Source organism: Mesorhizobium sp. M0077, assembly GCF_040322955.1.
Classification (GTDB): domain Bacteria; phylum Pseudomonadota; class Alphaproteobacteria; order Rhizobiales; family Rhizobiaceae; genus Mesorhizobium.
In genome coordinates, this window is the sequence record NZ_JAMYUL010000003.1 from 473753 (window position 1) to 495164 (window position 21412).

Genomic DNA, 21412 nt, shown 5'->3' on the forward strand with positions numbered 1-21412 from the left:
TCTGGTTCTGGTGGCCGCTATGAGCGCGGTCATTGCATGGCTCCTGAGCAACCCGACCGTCCTTGCCTTTGGCGCGGCAATCATCGGCGCCCTTGGCTTCGGCTTTCAACAGCGGCTTGCTGGCGCAAAGGCCGAGCGCAACAAGCAGGCGGCAGACAATGCCGTCGCCGCAACCGAAGCCGACAAGATCGACGACGCCGTCGCTGGCCGGGCGCCGGGCGTCAACCGGGAGAGGCTGGGCAAATGGTCACCAAAGCAATAGCCCTTGCGGTGCTCTTCGCGATTGCCGGCTGCGCGACGACAGGCGGGTCGTTTTGCTCGGTGGAGCACCCGATCCGCCTGTCCGCCGAAGCCATCGCGGCACTTTCGGACGGCGAGGTGAGCCAGGTTTTGGCCCACAACGAAAAGGGCGCCAAGCTCTGTGGGTGGAAAGCCTGAGATGACCACATCGGCGACGAAGAGCCTTGAGATGATGATCGGCGGGCTGTTGGAAGCCACCCAGAACATGCAACGCGACATCACAGAAATCCGGCGAGATATCAAAGACAGCGATGCGCGCGCCGCGCTCTCCTACGAGCAATCCGAGCAGCGCGCCGCCGCAAGCCGATCGAAGATGTACGCCAAGACCGACGAGCTGGTGGAGCGTCTTGCCGAGACTGAAGGCGCTGTGCGATCACTCAGCGACGATATGGCGGAGGTAAAAGCCGTAACGGCCGAGGTCACCCGTTGGAAGCTGATGGGGCTCGGCGCTTTGGGGGTGACTGGCGTGGCAGCGGCAGCGCTGGCGTCGTTGGTTACGGTCTATTGGTCGGATATCTGGCGCATCCTGCGGGGAGATTGAAGGAGTAATACCTATTTCAAATTAATTGATTTGTACCGGACATAAAATTAACCTATGGAACCTGTATAATTCGGCTCTAATGCCGAAGTCCCTTGAATGACAAGGGTTCTAGGAGGAGAAAGCGTGCTATCAAAACGGACATATGCGAAGACACATCCTTGGATAAAATTCGAACTCGATACGAGAGGGTTCACGCACGATATGTGGATGATGCTTGGCGAGGCAACCTCGAAAGCTAATCATATCGGCGGCGTTCCGCTGGCACCCGAGAAGGCGAAGAAGCTATATGACGTTTTTTTGGCAAAGGGTGTTTTGGCCACAGCAGCGATCGAGGGGAATACACTCACTGAGGAACAGGTTGTAAAGCAGGTTCAGGGGAAACTGAAATTGCCTCCTTCGCAGCAGTACCTTCAACAAGAGGTGCAAAACATCATCGATGCCTGCAACTTCCTCGTTGCAGATTTGCAGCGTAATGGGCCCACACCAATCACAACCGAATTTTGCTGTCTCTTGAATGCGATGGTTCTTAAAGGCCTGAAGCTTGACGATGATGCGGGAAATGCAGGCGAAATTCGGCGCCACTCCGTCGTAGTGGGAAGCGTCTACCGCGGGGCCCCTCCAGAAGACTGTAAATACCTGCTGGACGAAATGTGCCGGCACCTTGAGGAAATGCCCTATGGGCAGGCTAAGAACGAGTATATGGCAATCTTGGCGGCTCTTTTTTCACATATTTATATGGCGCTCATCCATCCATTTGGTGATGGTAACGGAAGAACGGCGCGTTTACTCGAAGTATACATTTTGCTTAGCGCTGGATTTCCGATGCCGACTGGGCAGCTGTTGAGCAATCATTATAATAAAACCCGCACGGCTTACTATCGCGAGTTGGACCAAATTAGTAAGTCAGGGGGCGAGACCCACTCCTTCGTGCGATACGCGCTAGAGGGATTTATCGATGGGCTTAAAGAAGAAATAAACCACATCAGAAAAGAGCAATTTGCTGTGGCTTGGGTCAATTACGTACACGATCAATTTCAAGGAAAGAAAACCGCCGCTGACCAGCGAAAACGTGAGTTAGTCCTTTGCCTCGGGCAAATTAACCGCCCGGTCAAGATCCATGAGGTCACCGTCCTCACCCACACGTTAGCACGCGAGTATTCCGAAAAGACGGACAAAACGCTTACCCGCGATTTGAACTCACTCATCAGCATGGGGCTTGTTGAAAGACGGCCGGGACGTCGAGTCCGCGCCTCTACTCAGCAACTCAGAGCGTTTCTCCCTTGGAAAAACGAGCGAACTGCGCAAGAAATTGCAGAAGAAGATATTTGAGGCGACCATTCCCACCCAGCAACTCCTGACCGATTGCCCGCCGGCTCACGCTGGCGGGCTTTTTTGCGTCAGTCGGGGAACATCCTCACTCTGAGGCTGTTCGGTCGCACCCGGCTCGTTCTGCAGCGGTCCCTGCCGGTGACCAAGATGGCCCCTCACTCATCATGGTCGGCCCGCGCTCGGAAGCAAGCGCGGGCCATCCCTGCACACAAGCCCGGGCCTCCCCCGATGTCAGCGGGCTTTCATCGTTCCACGTCACTGCTGTGTCGTCGGTGCGCTACCGCTTCTTTGAATGCGCGTGCTGCTGCATCGCAAGCGACACGCGACGAGCCGTTCACGGACAAGATGATTTCGGCTGCCTTCACTGTCAAACCGTGTTTCTCGGCGAACTCTGCGGCTGTGTACGCGCGTTGGGCTTTTTCACTACTCCGCATTTCTGCCTCGATATGCCGCTTCCGCCTCGTGTAAGCTCTGGCGGGTCCCTTGCAGGGTGTGGTGCATGCTCGCCAAAAGGCTAATGGCGTCGGTCGTTGGACTGCCTTCGTGATTCAGCAAACCAACGACTATATCTTGCTTGGAAACGATGCTCTGGTTGTGAGCGAGTTGGCCCATCAAATAAATGAGCCGGATTTCTGCCGGTGTCGGCATGGGCCTTCTCCCTGGTCGGGCGAAAGCCTGATGATCGCTCCCAAGCGCCTCGTGCCTGTTTGTTTTTGGTTTTTCGAGGCGACCGCAACAGTGTGCGCTCGTTAGCAGGCAATGGCAACCGGCCAGGCCAATTGCAGCATCGATGGTGGCCGCCGGCCGCCTTGACCGAACTTGCGGGCCAATTCCTCCTAGGTTGACGACGGACTATCGGTAGCAATTTTTACAATTTTCAATTTGGCTGGAAACCCTTTCTACCCGCCAGCGTTGAATTAGCACGGCTGCATTCAAGCAGTTGCATTCGGAGGAATTTTGATGAATTCGAAAATGCTCATTCTCGGCGCGACATTTGCCCTTATGACCGGATCGGCCTTTGCCGGCAGTTCCACTGGCACGTCTGCGCTCGACGATCCTGCAAAAATGTCTCCTTTCTTCACGGACAGCAGCATGAAGACCATGAAGTCTGAGGCCGAAGCGAAAACCGCTTGGTCGGCTATGTCTCAGGAGGACAAGGACGCGGTGATGAAGGACTGCGCTGACGCAGATATTGCGAAGGCCCATGAAAATTTCTGCAAAGCTGCGATGATGATGGGAAAATAGGCCCGTGAGCCCGCTGGCTCCCCGGCCGGCGGGCTTTTTTGTGCGGCCCAGGAACAGCCTCGCTCTCGCGGCAAAACGAGCCCGCTGGCCTTGGTCGGCGGGTTTTTTGCATCTGGCGCCGAAACTTATCTTCGCATGCCTGTCACAACGAGCCATGCGGTTTCCGTGCTCGGTCGCCGCACTTCAGGGTCGTTGAACCCTGCATCTCGCAAGGCAGCAATGACCTCATCCGGCTCGCGAGGTGTAAAAATATCGGCCGGCATGTTCATCCGGTCCATATGTGCCTTCGGGAGGAAGCCCAACACGACGCGACCGCCTGGTTTGAGGACGCGAGCGAGCTCTGCGGATCCAGCTCTAAGGCTTTGCCAGAAGTACACTGTGTGGACGCTGAGAGCCTTGTCGAATGTGCTATCTGGCAAGGGCAAGTCCTCGACTAGCCCGACCCGGAACTCGGCTCGTCCGGCACGCACTGCATCGGCGAACCGGTGGGAGGCAGCGTTCACGACATCCTGCGAGCGATCCACACCGCAAACGAATGCTGCCCCACGGAGAAGTTGCGGCAGTAAAACTGCGCCGCCGAAACCGACCTCCACGGCACGATCTTCCGGGACCAGTTGCAATTCATTGATAGCGTAGCCATTGAGCCGAGCATTCCCTCGGTTCATGCCAGCCCGGACCAGCCAGCCGCCGATTCCGGTCGGCCAAGACAGTTGTTTAGCTATGAACCTTGGCGCCATCCGATCCAACCCTTGTTGGCAAAAGGCGCTCCTCGGGTGGACAACTCGCCCGCATCGGATCAGCCCCCTCTATTGCACCTCATTATCCGATGAAAACCCCGAGATTATCAAGTCGTGCGCCCATCGGTTCCGCCTGTCGAAGCTGAAGACAGCAACGGTCGGGCCCGTGCTTTCCTTCCTGGGGTGACGCGGGCCGCCGTCGCTCAGCCTTTGCGCGAGCCGGTCATGATAGACGCGAATTTGTTGCTGCTGCGGGGCAGACCTACCAGTTGGCGGAGCTCTTCGCATAGCTCTCTCGCGTCTTGGCGCGAACACTCGCAGCGATAGCGCAGGATTGTAGCCTTTTCAGTCAAGTCCTGCTGAATGTCGTTCAATTCGGCCAGCTTCCGTTCGATAGAACTCATCTAGGTATCATGTGCCTAGAAGTGGCCGCGCGCAAACGCTGGTTCGATAGCGATGCCCAGTTAGGTTGTGCTGCGCTCTTAGGCGTCGAATTCCAGCGGCTGGTGCCCCGGTAGCTCCTGCCACATCACTTGGCGGAACTCGGGACGGTCTCCCTGTTGCGCGCAGTGTGGCGCGCATAGAAATGCTCTTCCCAGTCAGGTCATGTGGCTTGCCGGGGATGGGCGGTCCGAGGTCGGCCATTCTGGTCATGCCCGACCGAACCCGCCGCAGCGGCAAAAGTTTCCGGAAAGGCGTGCCTGTTGTCCGATCGCCCGCTCGCATTTTCGTACCATCTATTCCCGACTTCCATTAGCATCCTCTCATGGCAACTCTGCGGTACGGCGTAAGGCGGGAAGCGGATGGGACGTGGACGGTGTTCGACGTGTTCACCGGGCTGCCGGCTATTTTAGCGGGCCACCCATCTGTCGACCTTCCCGACATGGAGTATGCCGAAGAGCTGGCGGCCATCCTGAATGCCAACGACCTGTAGCAGAGACTATCGGGAGGTTCCCCCGGAGAGTTCGCCTGACTGAGGTGGCATGACAAGATAGCCATTCGCCAGCCTTCGTACTGCCCTTCCAGGATGCCTCGTCCGATTCCGAGCAAGCATTTGTTATTAACTCCCGACTACGACCGTCTTAAATCGGCTTGCAATTGCTTTTTGTAGGGAGGATGCGGTGGACAACGTGGTGCCAATCCGAAAGGCGTTGCCTGGCGTGGAAGTGGTCGGAACCAGTGGCGAATGGGTCGTTCGCATCATTGAAACTGACCAGGAAATTACACGATCATTTGGCTTGGAATCGTTAGCCCTGTCCTTCGCGGAAGGCCAGCGGATACGCCTGCATCTCGATACGGTTGTGCGGCTTTAGCTTACTTCGATCAGCGGCTTTTTGTTTGAGGTGTGGAAGGGGCCGGCGATGAGGCTGTCGCATGGCAATGTGCCTCGCCATTGAGGAAAACTCGTATAACATTCTTTATTGCAGCGAGGGCGTCGGCCGGCTTATTAATGTGGCGTTTACCATTGCCTTTTTGGGAGGATGTGATGGTTACAACGCCCATAGATATCGCTCGCGCGGCCGCTGCCACTACGACGGCCACCTTGCTGAAGTGGCAGAAGTCCATGGAGAAACGCGCCACTTTTCGCCAGAACATGGATCAATCGCGCAGGGCGATCCAAGCCTCACGCGAACTGTTGAAGCGCCTTCGGCAACGTCAGCACGAGGACAATAGCGTCGCGGAAGCGTCAAAGGATTAGCCGCCAGGGCAGACGGTGAGCTGGAGGTCCGGGAACCTTGTTGCCGCAAACCGGTTTGGGTTGCGGAGCAGGCTCATGGAAAAACAGCGTCAGGGAATGGAAGTGGAAGCACTCGCCGCACGATTGGCGAAAGAGACAGGTGTTTCCGTAGAGCAATCACGTCAGCTCATCGAACTGATCGGCACCGACTGGAATTCCCTACTTCGTGAGGCGCGGCTTCTTAAGGACGCGCATTAGCCGGTCAGCGCAACCGGCACGCCTGCAGCAGTTCCGCCTCGTCCTTAATCCCATTCTGAAAAAGGAGGATGACTCCCCAAGCCAGGGCTTCCCTTTGTTCGCCGTCGTCTCCGGCGATCCCGCGCTCGCCGCACAGTTTGTCGATCACCCGCTGAAGCAAGCCGAGATCCTCGGGTTCGAATACCCCACGGTAACGTTCCAACGGCATCGCCGGCCCCTCATCGCGGCTAATGCCTTTACATCTCACACAAGGATTTTGATGCGAAGCCAATTAATGGTGATTGGGGCCGACGTGCGGCGACTCATGTCGCGACGGCGATGGCCGATGAATGTGCTTGAACACGAGAAGGCCGATCTCCTGCATTGCCGTCATATCCGGGTAAGCCGCCAAAACGGAGCCTTCACCACCGACGCTGCCGAGGATCGGGATCAACACGAAGCTGTCATCCCGAAACTTGCTTATGGTGGTGATCGTGAAATCGTAGTCGGGATAGGCCTCATCAAGCAGGGCGCTGATCTCGGCGAGGAATTCAAACGGCGACGGGCTTTTTTACGTCGTCTGGCACAGAAACGGCACAGAAACCTTTGAATGTTTTCGCTTCGTTCCCGCTCTACAAACCTCACCGAAACGGCTGGAAAGTGTCCCTTGAAGTGACGAAGCAACTTGATCGTGAAAATCGGCCATTCTTTCCAGCGAAGGATGACGCGCGGCTCCGAAAGAAGCTCTATCTCGACGAAAGCGATGGTGTACCAATAACCGATGTTTGGGACGATCTGCCGCCGATACATGCCAGTTCACGCGGGCGCATTGGGTACCCGACACAAAAACCAATTGCGCTCCTCAATCGAATTCTTACCGCTTCATCAAATCCCGGGGACGTGGTGCTTGGGCTTTCTCCTGCTCGGATCTGATGCGCTCCTGGCGGGAGTAAACACTATCACTCCGTACAAAGGCGAGTTCCTCCCGGAAATGCTGCATAAGCGCTCGCTCTTCCGCCAGACATGATCGGAGCGACCGTGCCATTTCGATACAAACCGATGATTCTAATGCGTAATCTTTGCTCATCGTCACATTCAAACTCGCGCTGAGTCTGATTGTTCCATACTGGTGACCTTGCGGCGTGACATCGCTCGTCCGCCGGACGCAAGGGCGGCGGGCACCTTTTGGATTGACAAGGCGCGGGCTGATTGACAACGTTTGGCTGTAAATGCGCCTGGAGGGGACTGCATGAAGAAAGAATACAGGAAGCCAGTACTGATCAAACGTGGGCGTCTCAGCGCGGTGACGGCGGGAGGATCACCTAGTGTTGTTGTCTTGCCACCTGAGCCGCTCTAACCAAAAGAGCGCCCTGCAACACAAGCCCGCTGGCTTCGATCGGCGGGCTTTTTCGTTTGCTTTGGGAACAACGTAAATGGAAAAGATGGTCCATCCCAGCGATCGGTGTGGATACGTCACCGCTGCCAACGGTCGGCCCGGGCTTCCTTCTTAGTGTGGCGCGGGCCACCATGGCATAGCGCGTGAGCCGCCGACGATGGTGGACGCGAATTTGTTGCTGCTGCGAGCCACACCTACCATTTGGCGGAGCTCTTCGCATATTTCTCTCGCGTCTTGGCGGGAACTCTCGCAGAGATAGCGCAGGATTGTAGCCTCTTCAGTCAAGGCCTCCTGAATGCGATTCAATTCCGCCAGCTTCCGGTCGATAGGAGTCATTATGCACCATGCGCCTAGAAGTGGCCGCGCGCAAACGCTGGTTCGATAGCGAAAGGAAGCAAGCTGGTCCTCACTGATCGAGCTCCAGCGGCTCGTGATCTGGTTGCTCGTGCCACATGACCTGGCGGAAGTCGCGCCGGTTCACCTGCTGGCCGCAGATGGGGCAGACATGGAAATGCTCTTGCAAGTCAGGATTATGTGGCTTGCCGGGCTTAGGCGGTCCGAGGTCGGCTATTCTGGTCATGGCTACTTCGCGAAATCTCCAGCAGCGCCGCCGTCATCAAGGCTGAATTCATGCGTGCTTCGCGCGTCCTCGTCGACCACACGAAACCAATGCTCCCGAAGGGCTCTGGGCGACACTCGTTGGCCGGTGACCTTCTCCACTGCGGACAAAGGATCATCCGCGCTCGTGGCCTGAGACGAGACACACTCCTCTCCGCGCCACTCTTCCACATGGTACTCTGGCATGCCTGGCCTACCCGTTGCCTCTCAGAGCCTTGGCCTCTCGCTCCAGTGTCTCGCGTTGATTGCCGTGCTTCGCGATTAATTCCTTAACCTGCTGCGGCGTGATGCCGGCCTTGGCGGCGAAATACTCGACCTCATAATCCTCATCGGCTGAAACACGATCGCGATCGCGAAAATCCCGCTTGCTCTTGTCGTCGGCCATATCGATTCCTCCTGCGAACATCCAGCAACGCCGGTTTGCGTGTTTTGTTGCACCAAAGCCGTTTTGCGGTTTCGGAACCATTTTAGCTTAAGCTTATTGAATGGCGGGGTGTGGGTGTGTTCATGCGTTCAAGATTCATCCGGCCAATGGAGCCCGAGTTGTTCGATGTGCCGCCGGCCGGCGCCGATTGGAGCCACGAAATCAAGTTCGATGGCTACCGCACCCAGGTCGTCAAGGACGAAGACGGAATCCGCTTCTTCACAAAGAACGGCTTCGACTGGACGGCTCGATATCGCTATCTCGCCGAAGAGGCGGCGGCGATCGACGCCGAAAGCTTCATCCTCGAAGGCGAAGCGATCATGATCGACGATGCCGGCCTGTCGGACTTTCACGCGATGCAGGCGGTGATCGGGCTGCGTCGGCCTTCACCGGATATCTATCTGGTCGCGTTCGATCTCCTGTTCCTGAACGGCCATGACCTGCGCGGGATGCCGACCGAAGACCGGCGCGAGATCCTGCAAGAGATGATCCCGACTGCCGGGCACATACAATTCAGCGAAGCGATGCCTGGCACCGGTGACGCCGTTTATCACCTAGCAGACAAGGCCGGGCTGGAAGGGATCGTGTCCAAGCTCAAAGGCAGTCCATATCGCAGCGGCAAAACGAGCGCTTGGCGGAAGATCAAGTGCTTTGAGGAAAAGGAAATGGAGATCATCGGCGCGCAACGCGAGCGCGGCAAAGCTGCCCAGGTGATCATGGCTGAAAAGGGCCACTACAAAGGCGGTGCATTCGTCTCGTTCACTGCCGACAAGCGGCAAGCGCTTTGGGATCGCGTGCAGGGCAAGGTTGGCGGCCCCGTCCCGAAGGGGCATAAGAAGGACAAGGCCGAGTGGCTGAAGCCCGGACTGGTCGGCCGGGTCAAGACCCTCAAAGGCGAAGAGAAGCTGCGGCACGCAAGGCTGCTCGATTTCTGGGAGGATGATGCAAATGGCCGTGCCTAAGAAAGATCAGGAGCGCGCCACCTACGCTTGGATGTACGGCGCCCAAGCGCGCAAGGATGGCAAGGAGCGCGAGGTGCCAGCTTACTGGCAGGAACATGCCGACGCGTGGCTGCAGGGCTTTGACGGTGTGGCGATGGCTGGTTTTGGCAAGATCAAGACCGTCAACGACGAGATGGAAGCCGAGGTCGACGAAGCCGCTGTTGACCGGCGACCCAGCGCCGACCCTTCATAGGCTATCAAGGAAGCTTTACGATCCTATCTCTCCGGTAGTCGTAGCCGAGTTTCGGATTTTCGTTGAGACCCCACCGACCGCTAGCCGTATTATTCACGTACATGGTGCACCATTTCACGGCGCCAGGAGGTGCTGGTCGGTTTCCCCAATGTCTCGGTGTCACGCCTTTCAAGCACCACTGAATTGCGGCGACCCTTTGTTGCGGGGTCTGAAGTTGCGCTCGTCGTGCTTCAAATTGCGCTCTGCTATCACTTTGGCAGCCAGCGAGCAGCAAGGCTATCGCAACAGTTAATGTTCCGGTGCACTTCAACTTGCGTCTCCTCCACCACCACATAGCAACTCATTGGCACGATGGGTGAAAAGCGACAATAGAGTCTTAGGCGTTTTGGTGTCGTGACGCGCAGCCGGGCGGAACATAATAAACCCGTCCGGCTTATCTGCTGATGAGCACACGCGGCATAAATTTTCTTGACGAGTGGATGGCGGAGCACCTGCCGGATGCAGTCACCGATGATCCCGGCGCCGTCACCGATCTCGCTGACCAGGCAATGCGAGCGGCCGACAAGGAAGGCATTTCAGCCGACGAGATCAGCGAAGAGGTGGGCAGCGTCTTTGAGATCATCCTCGAGGCGATGCAGAGCCGCGAAGGCGGGACAACGGGCTAAGTCTCGTTCCATGTCCGGGACGTCGCCGCTGACGAACAGCGTCGTCGGTGGCCCATAGTCCCCTAGCGCTGGGTCTGCATCGCGGCTCCAGGCTATGACACCAACATGGCCTGACGAAAGAGCCTTGGCCGTGCGGACCGCGCGCTCCTCGGTTTGTTGATCAGTCGGGCCGAAAGCGGTGAAGAGCTCGCCGTCGTCGCCTCGATCAAATGCAACGACCACAATCAGTTTCGGCTTGGCCTGAATGGGCAGCACGTTGTCCGACATTTAAACCTCCTAGAGAAATAGCTCGCCTTCGCTCCTATGTCCGAAACAGAACCAGTGCGAAGGCTGACGCGGCTTAGCAAAGCCAAACCCAGCATCCTTGCCGCAGCCGGGGTGCTCGCACGCATGATTGTCGACGCGTCGTCGATCGCGCGGGGGCGCTGTCATCCCTTCGGCAAGCCGGCTCGGTTCGTCGCTCATAACGGGTTGATCGGCCCGACCAGGCCGGGATGGTCGTTGGGCAGCTTGTTGACGGCGCTGGTGTTCACCTCACGCCCGACGCGGTTGAACTGCAGCTGACCATTGATGTCGTGGCTCAGAATGTCCTTGAGGCTGTCCTTGGGCGTCGCCGGGTCCAGCCAGGCGTCATAGTATGCCTGGTCGAGAATGAGAGGCTGCCGATCATGCAGCTGCTTCATCGGGTCTGCGGCAGGCTCTGTGATGATGGTGCAGCTGGTTATGTCGAGATTGGAATTGTAAGCCCAAAGGCCGGCGAACGAGAAAGGCGCGTGGCCTGGCTGGTAGATGTGCCAAGGGTCCTTCTTGCCGTCCGCCGGCGATATCGTCCACTCGTAGAAGCCATCGGCAGGAATCAGGCAGCGCTTTGACTTGAAGGCGTCGCGGAAGGCAGGGGCTGTATCGATACCCTCAATTCTCGCATTGAACATCGCCGCCTTGGGCATCTCCTTCGCCCAGAAAGGAACCAGCCACCAGCGCCCTTCGCGGAGCTTATGGTTGCCATCCTCACCGGCAGTCACGAACGGCACATCCTGCGTAGGCGCAATGTTATAGCGCGGCTCGTCGTTGCGGCCCGTCTCCGCCGGCGCCGTCAGTCTGTAGAGGCGGTGGATTTCCGACCACGACAGATATTTGGTGTAGCGTCCGCACATGAAGCCTCTCAGTCTACCAGTTCAAGAAAGAGGAAGTTCTCCGGTATGGCGTCCACCGGCCAATTGGTGCAGCATGCTGCGATTGCCGCTTTATTCGCATCCATCCAGACGCTCGCCGCATCGTCTTCCTCATCAGTAGGCTCTTCGTCGGCCGCGAAGCTGGCATCATCCCTGCCTTCTAACGCGAACATCCCATCCGCCGCCTGTTCGGGCGATATTCGCATCGGGCAGGGCGCCCTTGATCTCTAAACTGAGCTGCATGGCTCGCTCCTGTGGTTATCTGCCAACAGTGAACAAAATCAGAACATTCGAGTCAATCCCTCTTGACGGAGCAGGAATATGTTCCTCATTTTGACGCATGGCGCACGATCCGATTGACACGCTGGGGAAGGCGACCCGGCACAACATGCTTGTGAAGGCAGAGTGCAACTGCGGCAACGTTCGCTACTGCCGCTCCGCCGACCTGATGATGGTCTTTGGTGGGGGGGTCGATCCGTTTCGGCTAAAGTTCGACTGCAGCCGCTGTAAGCCCCAGATCAAAATCACCTTGCTAGAGGTGCATCCCGAGCATCTGCCGAAGCGCCTGGTGATCCATAAGCCGATGAAGATCGACGGTAAGATTGTGTGGCACACCGAGAGGTTCCGGGGATGACAGAACGATTGGAAGTCGAAGTTACCGATGAGGGATACCGGGTGCTCGATCAAGTGGGCATTGAGCTGGGTCATCTGGTCCGGCGCTTCGAGGCTTTTGCTTTCGCCCGAGATCGAGGCGCGCGCGTCCATCTAGTATGGGAGCGGACGATTATCGGTGGCGCCGCGGTTCCGCGAGACTTCACGGCAAGCCATGGTGGTCATCGCGCAGGGCGCATTTTGCCAATCATCAGCGGCGACAATGCAGGTGGCTGGGCGTGGTTCGTCAACGGCGTCGATCCGGACACGGGGCGGGGGGGCAGCGTTTCCGGTCGTGAGCTGTTAAAGGACAAGGCCGTCGAGGAGTTGGAGACGGCCTACACCGAATTTATTGCCAATGCCGACAAATTTGGACGCCAGTTGAAGAATGGCTGACAGCATGGCAGCCTTGGCGAAACTGCTCGCCGACACCCCGGACCGCGCCGAACGCGAGCGAGCTAGCCCTTAGCTTTCCGTTTCGCAGGTGCTGCGGCCTTGCGGCCCAAGCCGGACTCCTTCGCCAATGCCGATCGCTGAGCTGCGTAGCTCGGCGCCACCATCGGATAATCCGAAGGCAGGTTCCATTTGGTGCGGTATGCATCAGGCATCAGGTTATGGGACGTTGCAAGGTGACGTCTCAGCGACTTGAACTTCATGCCATCCTCGAGGCAGACGATGTGATCCGCGTGGACCGATTTTTTTGGGTTTACGGCGGGGGCTTTTGTCTCGACAGGTGCTGCAGTACTGCCGCTTGCCAAGCCTGTAAGTGATGAATGCACCGAGGCAATAAGCTCTGGAATCCCGGCAACCGGAACCGAGTTGTTGCTCACGAATGCTGCCACGATATCGGCCATCAGTTCAATGAGTTCGGCTGAGCGGTCGCCGATTTCGTCGTTCATCTGTTGGTCCCTTTTGATGAGAGCACGATTGAAAGCAGGTTTGCCGGTTGCGCGGCCTTTGGTGATCTCAAGCCGACTTTCTCAGCTCGACGACTGAAACTCCCAGCCGAAATGCTTGGCCATCGGCATAAGAACGCGCGTAGCTTTCCGCTTCGAAGGGAAAAGTAAGTGTGTTCCCATGAACGGTTACGCGCACGGTCCACTTGGTTCCTCTGACGATTTCGACGGCATGCTCCGGTTGGGTAACGGTCTTGTCCTCCCGTGTCGACACCAAGCCGGACACATAGCGCCGCCAAAGTCGTGTGTGTGCAAACAATCCGACACTGTGGTGTCGGAAAGCCTAAAACGAGAAGACGGTTTGGCTGGAAGGCAGAATGAGCTCACGCTCGATCGCTCCATATGCCGCGACGCAAGGGGGAGAGGATAAGAGGGCAGCGAGCAGGATCAGCTTAACTATCGAAAAAGTTAGACAATTGCCGCGCTAAGTCATTGGTGTCCAAAGGTCAGTTAGACACGAGAGGGTCTTCTAAGGCATTGAAAGTAAAACGATAACGCAGGAGTCAGAGTCCGTGGGTCTACCGTTAACCTATTCCCCAGCAGGCGCTGTCGCGCTGGTGGGCCGCGAAGCAGCCGCGCGTGCCTTGTAGCCGGCGCCGGAAAATAGTCAAGCCTAAGCTGCGTTTCAATCACAGCGTTTCATAGGGGCAATTACGCCCGGGTGGCGCGCCGCACCCAATGATCCTCAGCTCTCCGTCCGGCTGTATTGCGAATGTTCGAAGAACAGCACCACGCCGAGCGCGATCAGCAACGGGATGATCAGGTAGAACAGCCGGAACACCAGAAGTGCCGCCAGCACGCCGACCGGGTCCATATCAGACAGGCCGGCGAGGAACACGACCTCGAACACGCCGAGCCCGCCCGGCGCGTGCGAGATCTGCGCTACCGAGAACGACACCAGGAACACGCCGAGGATAGCGAAATAGCCGGGATTGCCGGCAACGGGCAGGGCAAAGAAGATGATCGCCGCTGCTGCCAGAAGCTCGATCGGGCCGATCAGCAATTGCCGCGCCACGATCGGCAGCGCCGGATAGTGCAGCTGGAAGCCGGCGATTTTCAGCGGCTTCAGATGCAGCCAACTGCCGAAGATGTAGGCGCCGACCAGGATCAGCAAAGCGATGCCGGCGGCGATCGCCAGGCCGTGGTGCGGGGCGCCGGAAAAGCGGTCGATGATTGCAGGCTCGAAAACCAGCACCAGGCCGCCGACCAGAATGCTGGAGAGCACGAAGGTGATCCAGCAGATCGCCACCAGAATGCCGACATCCTGGCCGGTCAGCCCCCTGGTGCCGTAGGCGCGGTAGCGGATCACGGCGCCCGAAAACACCGAGCCGCCGATATTGTGCGACAGCGCGTAGGTGGTGAAGGAGCAGAAGGTGACGAACAGCCACGACACTCGTCTGCCGATATGCAAGAGCGCGATGTGGTCATAGCCGGCGAGCGAGGCATAGGCGACCACCGAGCTCAGTGCCGCAAGCATCCAGCCGCGCGTCGGGATGGCGGATATGCCGTCCCAGACATCGTCGATCGAGATGCCGCGCTGTTCATGCCACAGCAACAACAGCGACCCGATGACCGCCGCGACACCGATGACCGGCCACAGATAGCGCTTCCAATTCGTGGCCCCCCAATTCATGGAGTTGTCGTCATGTGTTGCTGCCCATCGCCCAGGCGGGCGTTAAAACGTCCGCGATTCACCAATTCCCCCTCATTTCAGAAATGCCTCATTGAAGCCGGCTATTCAACCGGCAAGGGTGAGCAGCCGGTTCGCCAACGGCGAATTCGTCGTGCCAGTGGCAAGATGAAAGGCTAGCGAACGCCGGGACGCTGCAAAGCAGCGGGGATCTGGCAGGACGCAACCGGCAAAATTTGAGTCCTTGCTCTTGGTGATCCGGTCCGGCGCTGCTACTCTGGCGGCAACTTAAAAGATTGAAGCGCCTGCTGCGTCCGGTTTTCCGGTTCGCGCGGCGCCGGAAGGAACTGAAGTGGAAGACCACGACACCGGCGCTGGCGCGCCGGAAGTGGGCGTGTCCAGGGCTTCGCCGCCATCAGGCGGGCCAAGCCCATCCGCCGGGCGGCCCCGCCAGGCGGGGCCCCAGTCCGGCAACGGACAGGCCGGCGACGCCCAGCATCAGCGCGGCAAGGCGAGAAAGCGGCGCAAGCGCCGGCGTGGGCGCAAGGTTTTTGCGCGCGACGACAGCCCTCTCGCAACGGCCGCAGCGGTCGGTGCGCCGGCCTCCGTCGGCCCGGCCGCTCCAGCGCCGGTGCCTTTGCCCTCGGCCCCACAACCCCGACCGGAACAGCCCATGCATCGGCCGCCGATGCAGGAACTGCCGGTGTTTGCCGCGCTCGATCTCGGCACCAACAATTGCCGGCTGCTGGTCGCGGTGCCGCAACGCCACGGCCAGTTCCGCGTCATCGACGCCTTCTCGCGCATCGTCAGGCTGGGCGAGGGGCTGACCGCCAATGGGCACCTGAGCCAGGCGGCGATGGACCGCGCCGTCGAGGCGCTGAAAATCTGCGGCGACAAATTGCGCAACCGCAAGATCAGGAAAGCCCGGCTGATCGCCACTGAAGCCTGCCGCACCGCCGACAATGGCGTCGAATTCCTGCAGCGCGTCGAACGAGAGGCGGGGTTGAAGCTGGAAATCATCGATCGCCAGACCGAGGCGCGTCTGGCTGTATCCGGCTGCGGCTCGCTGATCGAGCGCGACACGCAAGGCGTGGTGCTGTTCGACATTGGCGGTGGCTCGTCCGAAATCGCGCTGATCGACCTCACCGGCCAGCGCTCGCCGCGGCTGGCCAACCACATCGTGTCGTGGACGTCGCTGCCGGTCGGCGTTGTCTCGCTGGCCGAGCGCTTTGGCGGCCGCACGGTGACGCGCGAGATCTTTGCCGCCATGGTCGATGATGTCGCGGTGCGGCTAAAGTCCTTCGACGGCCGCGACCGGCTGAGCCATGTGCTGGCCAGTCCGAAATTCCATCTGCTGGGCACATCCGGCACGGTGACGACGCTGGCCGGCGTCCATCTCGATCTCGAACGCTACGACCGGCGCCGCGTCGACGGGCTGTGGATGGACCGCGACAGCGTCGACCGCATGGTCGAAAAACTGGTCGGCTGGGATTTCCAGCAGCGCTGCGCCAACCCGTGCATCGGCGCCGACCGTGCCGATCTTGTGCTGGCTGGCTGTGCTATTCTTGAAGCGATCCGAGCGGTGTGGCCGTCGGAGCGGCTGCGCGTTGCCGACCGGGGCTTACGCGAAGGCATTTTGAGCGAGCTGATGGCCGATGACGGCGTCTGGCGCAACAGTGGGCGAGGCCGACAGTGACCAAGAAGCCGGAAAAGCCGGGCTCCGCCAGCATTCGCGTCCTCAAAACACGAATCAAGAAGAAGTCGGGCCTCAAAGAATCGTCGCGCCGCTGGCTGCAGCGCCACATTAACGATCCCTATGTCCAGAGGTCAAAAGCCGACGGCTACCGGTCGCGCGCGGCCTACAAGCTGATCGAGATCGACGACAAGCATCATCTGCTGAAACCCGGCATGAAGGTCATCGACCTCGGTGCGGCCCCCGGCGGCTGGTGCCAGGTGGCGGCCGCGAGGACCAAGTCGACGGCAGAAAATCCGCACGTCATCGGCATCGACTATATCGAAATGCCCGCCGTGCCCGGCGCGCCGGTGCTGCTGATGGACTTCCTTAACCCCGAGGCGCCGCAAAAGCTCGCCGAAGCGCTGGGCGGCGACCCCGATGTCGTGCTGTCCGACATGGCGGCGCCGACCACCGGCCACAAGCGAACCGACCACATCCGCACCATGCATCTGTGCGAAGTGGCCGCCGATTTCGCGCTGTCGGTGCTGAAGCCGGGCGGGCACTTTCTGGCCAAGACGTTTCAGGGCGGCGCGGAGAACGAGCTGCTGTCGATGCTCAAGAAGAACTTCCGCTCAGTGCATCACGTCAAGCCGCCGGCGTCGCGCGATGAGTCGGTGGAGTTGTATCTGCTGGCGAAGGATTTTAAGGGCAGAGACGGCACGGCGTGAAAGACGCTTCGTAGCGTTCCGTCCCTCTGTCCTGCCGGACATCTCGCCCGCAAGGGGGGAGATTGGCAGGTGCGACCGCCTCGCCATTCCTTCAAAGTTGCAAGATTGGCGAAAGCCGCGTGATATCCGATCTCCCCCCTTGCGGGGGAGATGGCCGGCAGGCCAGAGGGGGGGTGTGAAGGATCGCCGACGTCGACGATTTTCGTCGCGCCGCCCCTTACTTCCCAGCCGTGCTCACCGGCTCCAGTGTCTTCGGCGTCGTCATTCGGCCATGACCCGACACGGCGTTGCCGGCATCCGGCGCCAGCCGCATGAACGATACGGACGCCGCCGCTGACACTGCCGCCACGATGAAGAAGGCAATGTGGAAATCGCCGAGCATCAGCGGGCCGCCATGGATCGAGGTCGAGACTTCCAGGATGCCGCCGGCCAGCGCCACGCCGAGCGCGATCGACAACTGCTGGAACACCGCCGTGATCGGCGTTGCCTTGCTGGTGTCTTCAGCCGACACTTCGGCGTAGGAGAGCGCATTGACGCCGGTGAAGAACATCGAGCGGATGAAGCCGCCGACCAGCAATATGGCCAGCATCAGCGCGTAAGGCGTCTCCGGCGTGAACAGGCCGTAGATGGCGATCGATGCGGCGGCGATCAGCGAGCCCCAGATCAGCACCCGGCGGAAGGCGGCGAGCCGGAAGATCAGCGCGGTGACGAACTTCATGCCAATGGCGCCGATGGCCGAGACGAAGGTGATCATGCCCGACTGGAACGGCGTCAGCCCGAAGCCGATCTGGAACATGAGGGGCAACAGGAACGGCACCGCCCCGATGCCGATGCGAAACAGCGAGCCGCCGAGCACCGAGGAGCGGAACACCGGGTTGCGGAACAGTTCCAGCGCCAGCAGCGGGTTCTTGGCGCGCCGCGCATGCAGGAGATAGAGCACGCCGGAAATCAGCCCGACCGCCACGGTGATGAGGCCGGTCGCCGGCGGCAGATAGGGCAGGCTGACCACCGACAGGCCGAAGATGACGCCGGAGGCCGCCAGCCCGCTCAGTACGAAACCGACGAAATCGAGCGGCGGCGTCTCCATCGAGTCGGTTTGCGGCAGGAAGCGCGTCGCCAGCCAGATGCCGACCAGGCCGATCGGCACGTTGATCAGAAAGATCCAATGCCAGGTGAAATAGGTGGTGATGAAGCCGCCGATCGGTGGTCCCACAAGCGGGCCGACCAGCGCCGGCACCGTCAGCCACGACATGGCCGCGACCAGCTCGCTCTTCGGCGTCGCGCGCACCAGGACCAGCCGACCGACCGGCGTCATCATGGCGCCGCCTATGCCTTGCAGGAAGCGCGAGACGACAAAGGCCGGCAGCGAGTTGGAGACGGCGCAGCAGACCGAGCCGACGATGAAGACGCCGATCGCGGCGCGAAAAATGGTCTTGGCGCCGAACCGGTCGGCCATCCAGCCGCTGATCGGAATGAAGATCGCCAGCGCCACCAGATAGGCGGTCAGCGCCAGCTTGAGCGCGATCGGGCTGGTGTGGATGTCGACGGCAATCGCCGGCAGCGATGTCGCGATGACGGTCGAATCCATGTTTTCCATGAACAAGGCGACCGCCAGAATGAGCGGAATGATGCGGTTCAACGAACGCGTCCGAACTGGTCCAAATGTGCCTGCCGGCCAATCCAAACAATGAAAAGGCGGGCAAGCCGATACAAACGGTCGGTTATCACGCCTCAGGCGCGATGTCGCATTAATTCGCTGTCACTTTTGTGCGACCGTGGGCGGACAAGAGGCGTCGCTGCGTTTCGCCACATTGAATGAACTTGCGAAAATTGACCGGGTTCACTATGCTGTAGTGAATATAACTACTATATGGACAATGCCATGGAAGAAGCCGTTTCCGCAGCCGACGCCAACCGCAAATTCTCGCTCCTCCTGCGCGGTGTCCGCGAAGGACAGAGCTATGTCGTGACCAGCCATGGGCGCCCCGTGGCGCGGATCGTGCCTGCAGGGCAGCCCGACCCTGCGGCGTCTCGTTCGCGCACAGCGCTGCTGTCGCGCCTTGAACGCCAGCCTGTTGTAGAAGCCGGGCGCTGGAGCCGCGACGAGCTTTACGAGGACGAGCGGTGAAGGTCGCGCTCGATACCAACATCCTTGTTTATGCCGAGGGGATCAACGGAGCCGAGAAGCGCGACATCGTTTTCGGCCTGCTGCACGACATTGCGCAAGAGGCAGCCGTCATTCCAGTCCAAGTGCTCGGCGAATTGTTCACGGTTCTCACACGCAAGGCCGGACGATCACGTGCACAAGCGCGCGACGCCCTGTTGAGCTGGCGCGACGCGTTTCCGGTTGTCGGCACGACGCCGGAGGTGATGACGGTCGCGGCTGATCTTGCGACCGATCACCATTTCGGCATCTGGGATGCGACCATCCTGTCTGTTGCCTCGCAAACCGGTTGCCGGCTGCTGCTGTCGGAAGATCTGCAGGACGGCTTCACCTGGGGCGGCGTAACGGTCGTCAATCCTTTCGCGTCACCGCGCCATGTCTTGCTCGATGCCCTGTTGGGCAAGTCCGCCGAATAGGCCACGACCGGCTTTTCAACCACGCCGCGACGTGTTACCAGCCAGCGCCAATCCTGAAAGGGAAGAAACGAGTCGGCGCTGTCCATTTCGGTCCAGCGCTTTTTTGTATTCTCCCGGCGCTTTTCGTATCCGAGGACTGGCCATGGCAAAAATCATCGAAACGTCCACCGGCGCGCTGGCGCTGACCTTTGACGACGTGCTGTTGCAGCCCGGTCATTCCGAGGTCATGCCCGGTGAGACCGACATCCGCACCCGCATCGCCACCGACATCGACCTCAACGTGCCGATCCTGTCGGCCGCCATGGACACCGTCACCGAGGCGAGGCTTGCCATCGCCATGGCGCAGGCCGGCGGCATCGGCGTCATCCACCGCAATTTCTCGCCGGCCGAACAGGCCGAGCAGGTGCGTCAGGTCAAGAAGTTCGAATCGGGCATGGTCATCAATCCGGTCACCATCGGCCCCGACGCCACGCTCGCCGACGCGCTGGCGCTGATGCGCACCTATTCCATCTCGGGCATTCCGGTGGTCGAGAATGGCGGCACCGGCGGCCAGAAGATCGGCCGCCTGGTCGGCATCCTGACCAACCGCGACGTGCGCTTCGCCTCCGATCCGGGGCAGAAAGTCTACGAATTGATGACCCGTGAGAACCTGATCACGGTCAAGGAGAATGTCGACCAGGACGAGGCCAAGCGGCTGCTGCACCAGCACCGCATCGAAAAGCTCGTCGTCGTGGACAAGTCCGGCAATTGCGTCGGCCTGATCACCGTCAAGGACATCGAGAAGTCGCAGCTCAACCCGCACGCCACCAAGGATGCCCAGGGGCGCCTGCGGGCGGCGGCCGCCACCAGCGTCGGCGATGACGGCTTCGAGCGCGCCGAGCGGTTGATCGATGCCGGTGTCGACCTCCTGGTCATCGACACCGCGCATGGCCATTCGCAGCGCGTGCTCGATGCGGTGACGCGGGCCAAGAAGCTTTCCAATTCCGTCCGCATCCTGGCCGGCAACGTCGCCACCGCCGAAGGCACGCAGGCGCTGATCGACGCCGGCGCCGATGCCGTCAAGGTCGGCATCGGCCCGGGCTCGATCTGCACCACGCGCATCGTCGCCGGCGTCGGCGTGCCGCAGCTTTCGGCGATCATGTCGGCGGTCGAGACGGCGCATAGATCCGGCGTGTCGGTCATCGCCGACGGCGGCATCAAATATTCGGGCGATCTGGCCAAGGCGCTTGCCGCCGGCGCCAGTGCGGCCATGATCGGCTCGCTGCTCGCCGGGACCGATGAAAGCCCGGGCGAGGTCTATCTGCACCAGGGCCGCTCCTTCAAGGCCTATCGCGGCATGGGCTCTGTCGGCGCAATGGCGCGCGGCTCGGCCGATCGCTACTTCCAGGCCGAGGTTCGCGACACGCTGAAACTGGTCCCGGAAGGCATTGAAGGGCAGGTGCCCTACAAGGGACCTGTGTCTGGCGTGCTGCACCAGCTTGCGGGCGGGCTAAAAGCCGCTATGGGTTATGTCGGTGGCCGCGACCTTGCCGATTTTCGCGAACGCGCCACCTTTGTGCGCATATCCAACGCCGGACTTCGTGAAAGCCACGCCCATGACGTCACGATTACCCGCGAAAGCCCGAACTATCCTGGCGGAGCCTGACCGGCAGCCAG

General features: G+C 59.9%; 29 protein-coding genes and 1 pseudogene. 19 read left to right on the forward strand and 11 right to left on the reverse strand.

All coding sequences use genetic code 11. The features are described 5' to 3' along the window. The first annotated feature begins 19 nt into the window (after positions 1-19). From NKJ57_RS09580 to NKJ57_RS09595, 4 genes are all read left to right on the forward strand, one after another. The gene (locus NKJ57_RS09580; RefSeq protein WP_352513229.1) at positions 20-262 is read left to right on the forward strand and encodes an ABC transporter permease; all 243 of its coding nucleotides are present in this window, start codon (positions 20-22) and stop codon (positions 260-262) included. Beyond that, positions 244-438: a hypothetical protein gene (locus NKJ57_RS09585; RefSeq protein WP_352513228.1), complete on the forward strand. Its 195-nt coding sequence runs from the start codon at positions 244-246 to the stop codon at positions 436-438. The genes NKJ57_RS09580 and NKJ57_RS09585 overlap by 19 nt, the downstream gene beginning before the upstream one ends. 1 nt (position 439) lies before the next feature. Beyond that, positions 440-841 carry a DUF1515 family protein gene (locus NKJ57_RS09590; protein WP_352513226.1) on the forward strand — a complete coding sequence of 134 codons (402 nt, stop codon included), beginning with the start codon at positions 440-442 and terminating at the stop codon, positions 839-841. Positions 842-1048: 207 nt separating this feature from the next. After that, a complete protein-coding gene (locus NKJ57_RS09595; RefSeq protein ID WP_352513225.1) occupies positions 1049-2170 on the forward strand; it encodes a Fic family protein in 1122 nt (373 codons plus the stop codon). Between the two features lie 423 nt (positions 2171-2593). Here the strand turns inward: NKJ57_RS09595 and NKJ57_RS09600 are convergent, their stop codons facing one another. Next, positions 2594-2818, reverse strand: coding sequence for a hypothetical protein (locus NKJ57_RS09600; protein ID WP_352513223.1), 225 nt, complete (start codon positions 2816-2818; stop codon positions 2594-2596). Between the two features lie 312 nt (positions 2819-3130). Between NKJ57_RS09600 and NKJ57_RS09605 the strand changes: the two genes are divergently transcribed. Beyond that, positions 3131-3415 (forward strand): hypothetical protein, encoded by a 285-nt coding sequence (locus NKJ57_RS09605; RefSeq protein WP_023673895.1) that lies wholly within the window; start codon positions 3131-3133, stop codon positions 3413-3415. Between the two features lie 125 nt (positions 3416-3540). Here NKJ57_RS09605 and NKJ57_RS09610 read toward each other — a convergent pair whose 3' ends face one another. Continuing rightward, on the reverse strand, positions 3541-4152 hold the full coding sequence (locus NKJ57_RS09610) for a class I SAM-dependent methyltransferase (protein ID WP_352513221.1): 612 nt from the start codon (positions 4150-4152) through the stop codon (positions 3541-3543). A gap of 203 nt (positions 4153-4355) precedes the next feature. Continuing rightward, positions 4356-4556 carry a hypothetical protein gene (locus NKJ57_RS09615; RefSeq protein WP_352513219.1) on the reverse strand — a complete coding sequence of 67 codons (201 nt, stop codon included), beginning with the start codon at positions 4554-4556 and terminating at the stop codon, positions 4356-4358. A gap of 717 nt (positions 4557-5273) precedes the next feature. On the opposite strand from NKJ57_RS09615, the gene NKJ57_RS09620 reads away from it, so the two are divergent. The 5 genes from NKJ57_RS09620 to NKJ57_RS09640 all read left to right on the forward strand — a co-directional run bounded on the left by NKJ57_RS09620 (position 5274) and on the right by NKJ57_RS09640 (position 7000). Then, positions 5274-5465: a hypothetical protein gene (locus tag NKJ57_RS09620; protein ID WP_352513217.1), complete on the forward strand. Its 192-nt coding sequence runs from the start codon at positions 5274-5276 to the stop codon at positions 5463-5465. Positions 5466-5526: 61 nt separating this feature from the next. After that, positions 5527-5826, forward strand: coding sequence for a hypothetical protein (locus NKJ57_RS09625; protein WP_352513216.1), 300 nt, complete (start codon positions 5527-5529; stop codon positions 5824-5826). A 100-nt stretch (positions 5827-5926) separates the two neighbouring features. Further along, positions 5927-6088: a hypothetical protein gene (locus NKJ57_RS09630; protein WP_352513214.1), complete on the forward strand. Its 162-nt coding sequence runs from the start codon at positions 5927-5929 to the stop codon at positions 6086-6088. A 94-nt stretch (positions 6089-6182) separates the two neighbouring features. Continuing rightward, a complete protein-coding gene (locus NKJ57_RS09635) occupies positions 6183-6677 on the forward strand; it encodes a hypothetical protein (protein ID WP_352513212.1) in 495 nt (164 codons plus the stop codon). After that, complete coding sequence (locus NKJ57_RS09640; protein ID WP_352513210.1) at positions 6674-7000, forward strand: DNA methyltransferase; 327 nt, start codon at positions 6674-6676, stop codon at positions 6998-7000. Before NKJ57_RS09635 ends, NKJ57_RS09640 begins: the two co-directional genes overlap by 4 nt. An 869-nt stretch (positions 7001-7869) precedes the next feature. On the opposite strand, the gene NKJ57_RS09645 is transcribed toward NKJ57_RS09640, so the two are convergent. Continuing rightward, positions 7870-8043 carry a hypothetical protein gene (locus NKJ57_RS09645; protein ID WP_352513208.1) on the reverse strand — a complete coding sequence of 58 codons (174 nt, stop codon included), beginning with the start codon at positions 8041-8043 and terminating at the stop codon, positions 7870-7872. Positions 8044-8274: 231 nt separating this feature from the next. Next, entirely contained in the window at positions 8275-8466 is a 192-nt protein-coding gene (locus NKJ57_RS09650; RefSeq protein WP_352513206.1) for a DUF3606 domain-containing protein, read from the reverse strand. Between the two features lie 122 nt (positions 8467-8588). Here NKJ57_RS09650 and NKJ57_RS09655 point away from each other — a divergent pair, with 122 nt between their 5' ends. After that, complete coding sequence (locus NKJ57_RS09655; RefSeq protein ID WP_352513204.1) at positions 8589-9467, forward strand: ATP-dependent DNA ligase; 879 nt, start codon at positions 8589-8591, stop codon at positions 9465-9467. After that, on the forward strand, positions 9454-9699 hold the full coding sequence (locus NKJ57_RS09660) for a hypothetical protein (RefSeq protein WP_352513202.1): 246 nt from the start codon (positions 9454-9456) through the stop codon (positions 9697-9699). The genes NKJ57_RS09655 and NKJ57_RS09660 overlap by 14 nt, the downstream gene beginning before the upstream one ends. Positions 9700-10370: 671 nt before the next feature. Here NKJ57_RS09660 and NKJ57_RS09665 read toward each other — a convergent pair. From NKJ57_RS09665 to NKJ57_RS09675, 3 genes and pseudogenes are all read right to left on the reverse strand, one after another. Beyond that, a pseudogene (locus tag NKJ57_RS09665) lies at positions 10371-10631 on the reverse strand (hypothetical protein); the annotation flags it as partial. A 194-nt stretch (positions 10632-10825) separates the two neighbouring features. Next, positions 10826-11518, reverse strand: coding sequence for an SOS response-associated peptidase (locus tag NKJ57_RS09670; RefSeq protein ID WP_352513200.1), 693 nt, complete (start codon positions 11516-11518; stop codon positions 10826-10828). 8 nt (positions 11519-11526) lie between these two features. Continuing rightward, positions 11527-11742, reverse strand: coding sequence for a hypothetical protein (locus tag NKJ57_RS09675; RefSeq protein WP_352513198.1), 216 nt, complete (start codon positions 11740-11742; stop codon positions 11527-11529). Between the two features lie 134 nt (positions 11743-11876). On the opposite strand from NKJ57_RS09675, the gene NKJ57_RS09680 reads away from it, so the two are divergent. Then, a complete protein-coding gene (locus NKJ57_RS09680) occupies positions 11877-12170 on the forward strand; it encodes a hypothetical protein (protein WP_352513196.1) in 294 nt (97 codons plus the stop codon). Further along, positions 12167-12583: a hypothetical protein gene (locus NKJ57_RS09685; protein WP_352513194.1), complete on the forward strand. Its 417-nt coding sequence runs from the start codon at positions 12167-12169 to the stop codon at positions 12581-12583. Before NKJ57_RS09680 ends, NKJ57_RS09685 begins: the two co-directional genes overlap by 4 nt. 62 nt (positions 12584-12645) lie before the next feature. Here NKJ57_RS09685 and NKJ57_RS09690 read toward each other — a convergent pair whose 3' ends face one another. Further along, complete coding sequence (locus NKJ57_RS09690) at positions 12646-13086, reverse strand: Ros/MucR family transcriptional regulator (protein ID WP_352513193.1); 441 nt, start codon at positions 13084-13086, stop codon at positions 12646-12648. A 742-nt stretch (positions 13087-13828) separates the two neighbouring features. Further along, positions 13829-14776 (reverse strand): lysylphosphatidylglycerol synthase domain-containing protein, encoded by a 948-nt coding sequence (locus NKJ57_RS09695; protein WP_352513192.1) that lies wholly within the window; start codon positions 14774-14776, stop codon positions 13829-13831. Positions 14777-15125: 349 nt separating this feature from the next. Here NKJ57_RS09695 and NKJ57_RS09700 point away from each other — a divergent pair, with 349 nt between their 5' ends. Both NKJ57_RS09700 and NKJ57_RS09705 read left to right on the forward strand, forming a co-directional pair. After that, positions 15126-16469 (forward strand): Ppx/GppA phosphatase family protein, encoded by a 1344-nt coding sequence (locus NKJ57_RS09700; protein ID WP_352513191.1) that lies wholly within the window; start codon positions 15126-15128, stop codon positions 16467-16469. Then, positions 16466-17176 carry an RlmE family RNA methyltransferase gene (locus NKJ57_RS09705; RefSeq protein ID WP_352463589.1) on the forward strand — a complete coding sequence of 237 codons (711 nt, stop codon included), beginning with the start codon at positions 16466-16468 and terminating at the stop codon, positions 17174-17176. Before NKJ57_RS09700 ends, NKJ57_RS09705 begins: the two co-directional genes overlap by 4 nt. 217 nt (positions 17177-17393) lie before the next feature. Here the strand turns inward: NKJ57_RS09705 and NKJ57_RS09710 are convergent, their stop codons facing one another. Continuing rightward, entirely contained in the window at positions 17394-18815 is a 1422-nt protein-coding gene (locus NKJ57_RS09710) for an MFS transporter (protein WP_352513189.1), read from the reverse strand. 243 nt (positions 18816-19058) lie between these two features. On the opposite strand from NKJ57_RS09710, the gene NKJ57_RS09715 reads away from it, so the two are divergent. The 3 genes from NKJ57_RS09715 (at position 19059) to guaB (ending at position 21401) form a co-directional block, all read left to right on the forward strand. Further along, positions 19059-19304, forward strand: a complete 246-nt coding sequence (locus NKJ57_RS09715) for a type II toxin-antitoxin system Phd/YefM family antitoxin (RefSeq protein ID WP_023673036.1) — start codon at positions 19059-19061, stop codon at positions 19302-19304. Further along, positions 19301-19756, forward strand: coding sequence for a PIN domain-containing protein (locus tag NKJ57_RS09720; protein WP_023673035.1), 456 nt, complete (start codon positions 19301-19303; stop codon positions 19754-19756). The genes NKJ57_RS09715 and NKJ57_RS09720 overlap by 4 nt, the downstream gene beginning before the upstream one ends. A 142-nt stretch (positions 19757-19898) precedes the next feature. Continuing rightward, positions 19899-21401 (forward strand): IMP dehydrogenase, encoded by a 1503-nt coding sequence (guaB, locus tag NKJ57_RS09725; protein ID WP_023734161.1) that lies wholly within the window; start codon positions 19899-19901, stop codon positions 21399-21401. Positions 21402-21412 lie beyond the last annotated feature (11 nt).

Bases quoted from the DNA above. Each gene is read 5' to 3' on its own strand.
- NKJ57_RS09585 (WP_352513228.1), top strand. From the start codon at position 244: ATGGTCACCAAAGCAATAGCCCTTGCGGTGCTCTTCGCGATTGCCGGC.
- NKJ57_RS09690 (WP_352513193.1), bottom strand. From the start codon at position 13,086: ATGAACGACGAAATCGGCGACCGCTCAGCCGAACTCATTGAACTGATG.
- NKJ57_RS09625 (WP_352513216.1), top strand. From the start codon at position 5,527: ATGGCAATGTGCCTCGCCATTGAGGAAAACTCGTATAACATTCTTTAT.
- NKJ57_RS09605 (WP_023673895.1), top strand. From the start codon at position 3,131: ATGAATTCGAAAATGCTCATTCTCGGCGCGACATTTGCCCTTATGACC.
- NKJ57_RS09610 (WP_352513221.1), bottom strand. From the start codon at position 4,152: ATGGCGCCAAGGTTCATAGCTAAACAACTGTCTTGGCCGACCGGAATC.
- NKJ57_RS09675 (WP_352513198.1), bottom strand. From the start codon at position 11,742: ATGCGAATATCGCCCGAACAGGCGGCGGATGGGATGTTCGCGTTAGAA.
- NKJ57_RS09670 (WP_352513200.1), bottom strand. From the start codon at position 11,518: ATGTGCGGACGCTACACCAAATATCTGTCGTGGTCGGAAATCCACCGC.
- NKJ57_RS09590 (WP_352513226.1), top strand. From the start codon at position 440: ATGACCACATCGGCGACGAAGAGCCTTGAGATGATGATCGGCGGGCTG.
- NKJ57_RS09580 (WP_352513229.1), top strand. From the start codon at position 20: ATGAGCGCGGTCATTGCATGGCTCCTGAGCAACCCGACCGTCCTTGCC.
- guaB (WP_023734161.1), top strand. From the start codon at position 19,899: ATGGCAAAAATCATCGAAACGTCCACCGGCGCGCTGGCGCTGACCTTT.
- NKJ57_RS09630 (WP_352513214.1), top strand. From the start codon at position 5,927: ATGGAAAAACAGCGTCAGGGAATGGAAGTGGAAGCACTCGCCGCACGA.
- NKJ57_RS09645 (WP_352513208.1), bottom strand. From the start codon at position 8,043: ATGACCAGAATAGCCGACCTCGGACCGCCTAAGCCCGGCAAGCCACAT.
- NKJ57_RS09650 (WP_352513206.1), bottom strand. From the start codon at position 8,466: ATGGCCGACGACAAGAGCAAGCGGGATTTTCGCGATCGCGATCGTGTT.
- NKJ57_RS09660 (WP_352513202.1), top strand. From the start codon at position 9,454: ATGGCCGTGCCTAAGAAAGATCAGGAGCGCGCCACCTACGCTTGGATG.
- NKJ57_RS09695 (WP_352513192.1), bottom strand. From the start codon at position 14,776: ATGAATTGGGGGGCCACGAATTGGAAGCGCTATCTGTGGCCGGTCATC.
- NKJ57_RS09600 (WP_352513223.1), bottom strand. From the start codon at position 2,818: ATGCCGACACCGGCAGAAATCCGGCTCATTTATTTGATGGGCCAACTC.
- NKJ57_RS09715 (WP_023673036.1), top strand. From the start codon at position 19,059: ATGGAAGAAGCCGTTTCCGCAGCCGACGCCAACCGCAAATTCTCGCTC.
- NKJ57_RS09680 (WP_352513196.1), top strand. From the start codon at position 11,877: ATGGCGCACGATCCGATTGACACGCTGGGGAAGGCGACCCGGCACAAC.
- NKJ57_RS09615 (WP_352513219.1), bottom strand. From the start codon at position 4,556: ATGAGTTCTATCGAACGGAAGCTGGCCGAATTGAACGACATTCAGCAG.
- NKJ57_RS09655 (WP_352513204.1), top strand. From the start codon at position 8,589: ATGCGTTCAAGATTCATCCGGCCAATGGAGCCCGAGTTGTTCGATGTG.
- NKJ57_RS09595 (WP_352513225.1), top strand. From the start codon at position 1,049: ATGATGCTTGGCGAGGCAACCTCGAAAGCTAATCATATCGGCGGCGTT.
- NKJ57_RS09685 (WP_352513194.1), top strand. From the start codon at position 12,167: ATGACAGAACGATTGGAAGTCGAAGTTACCGATGAGGGATACCGGGTG.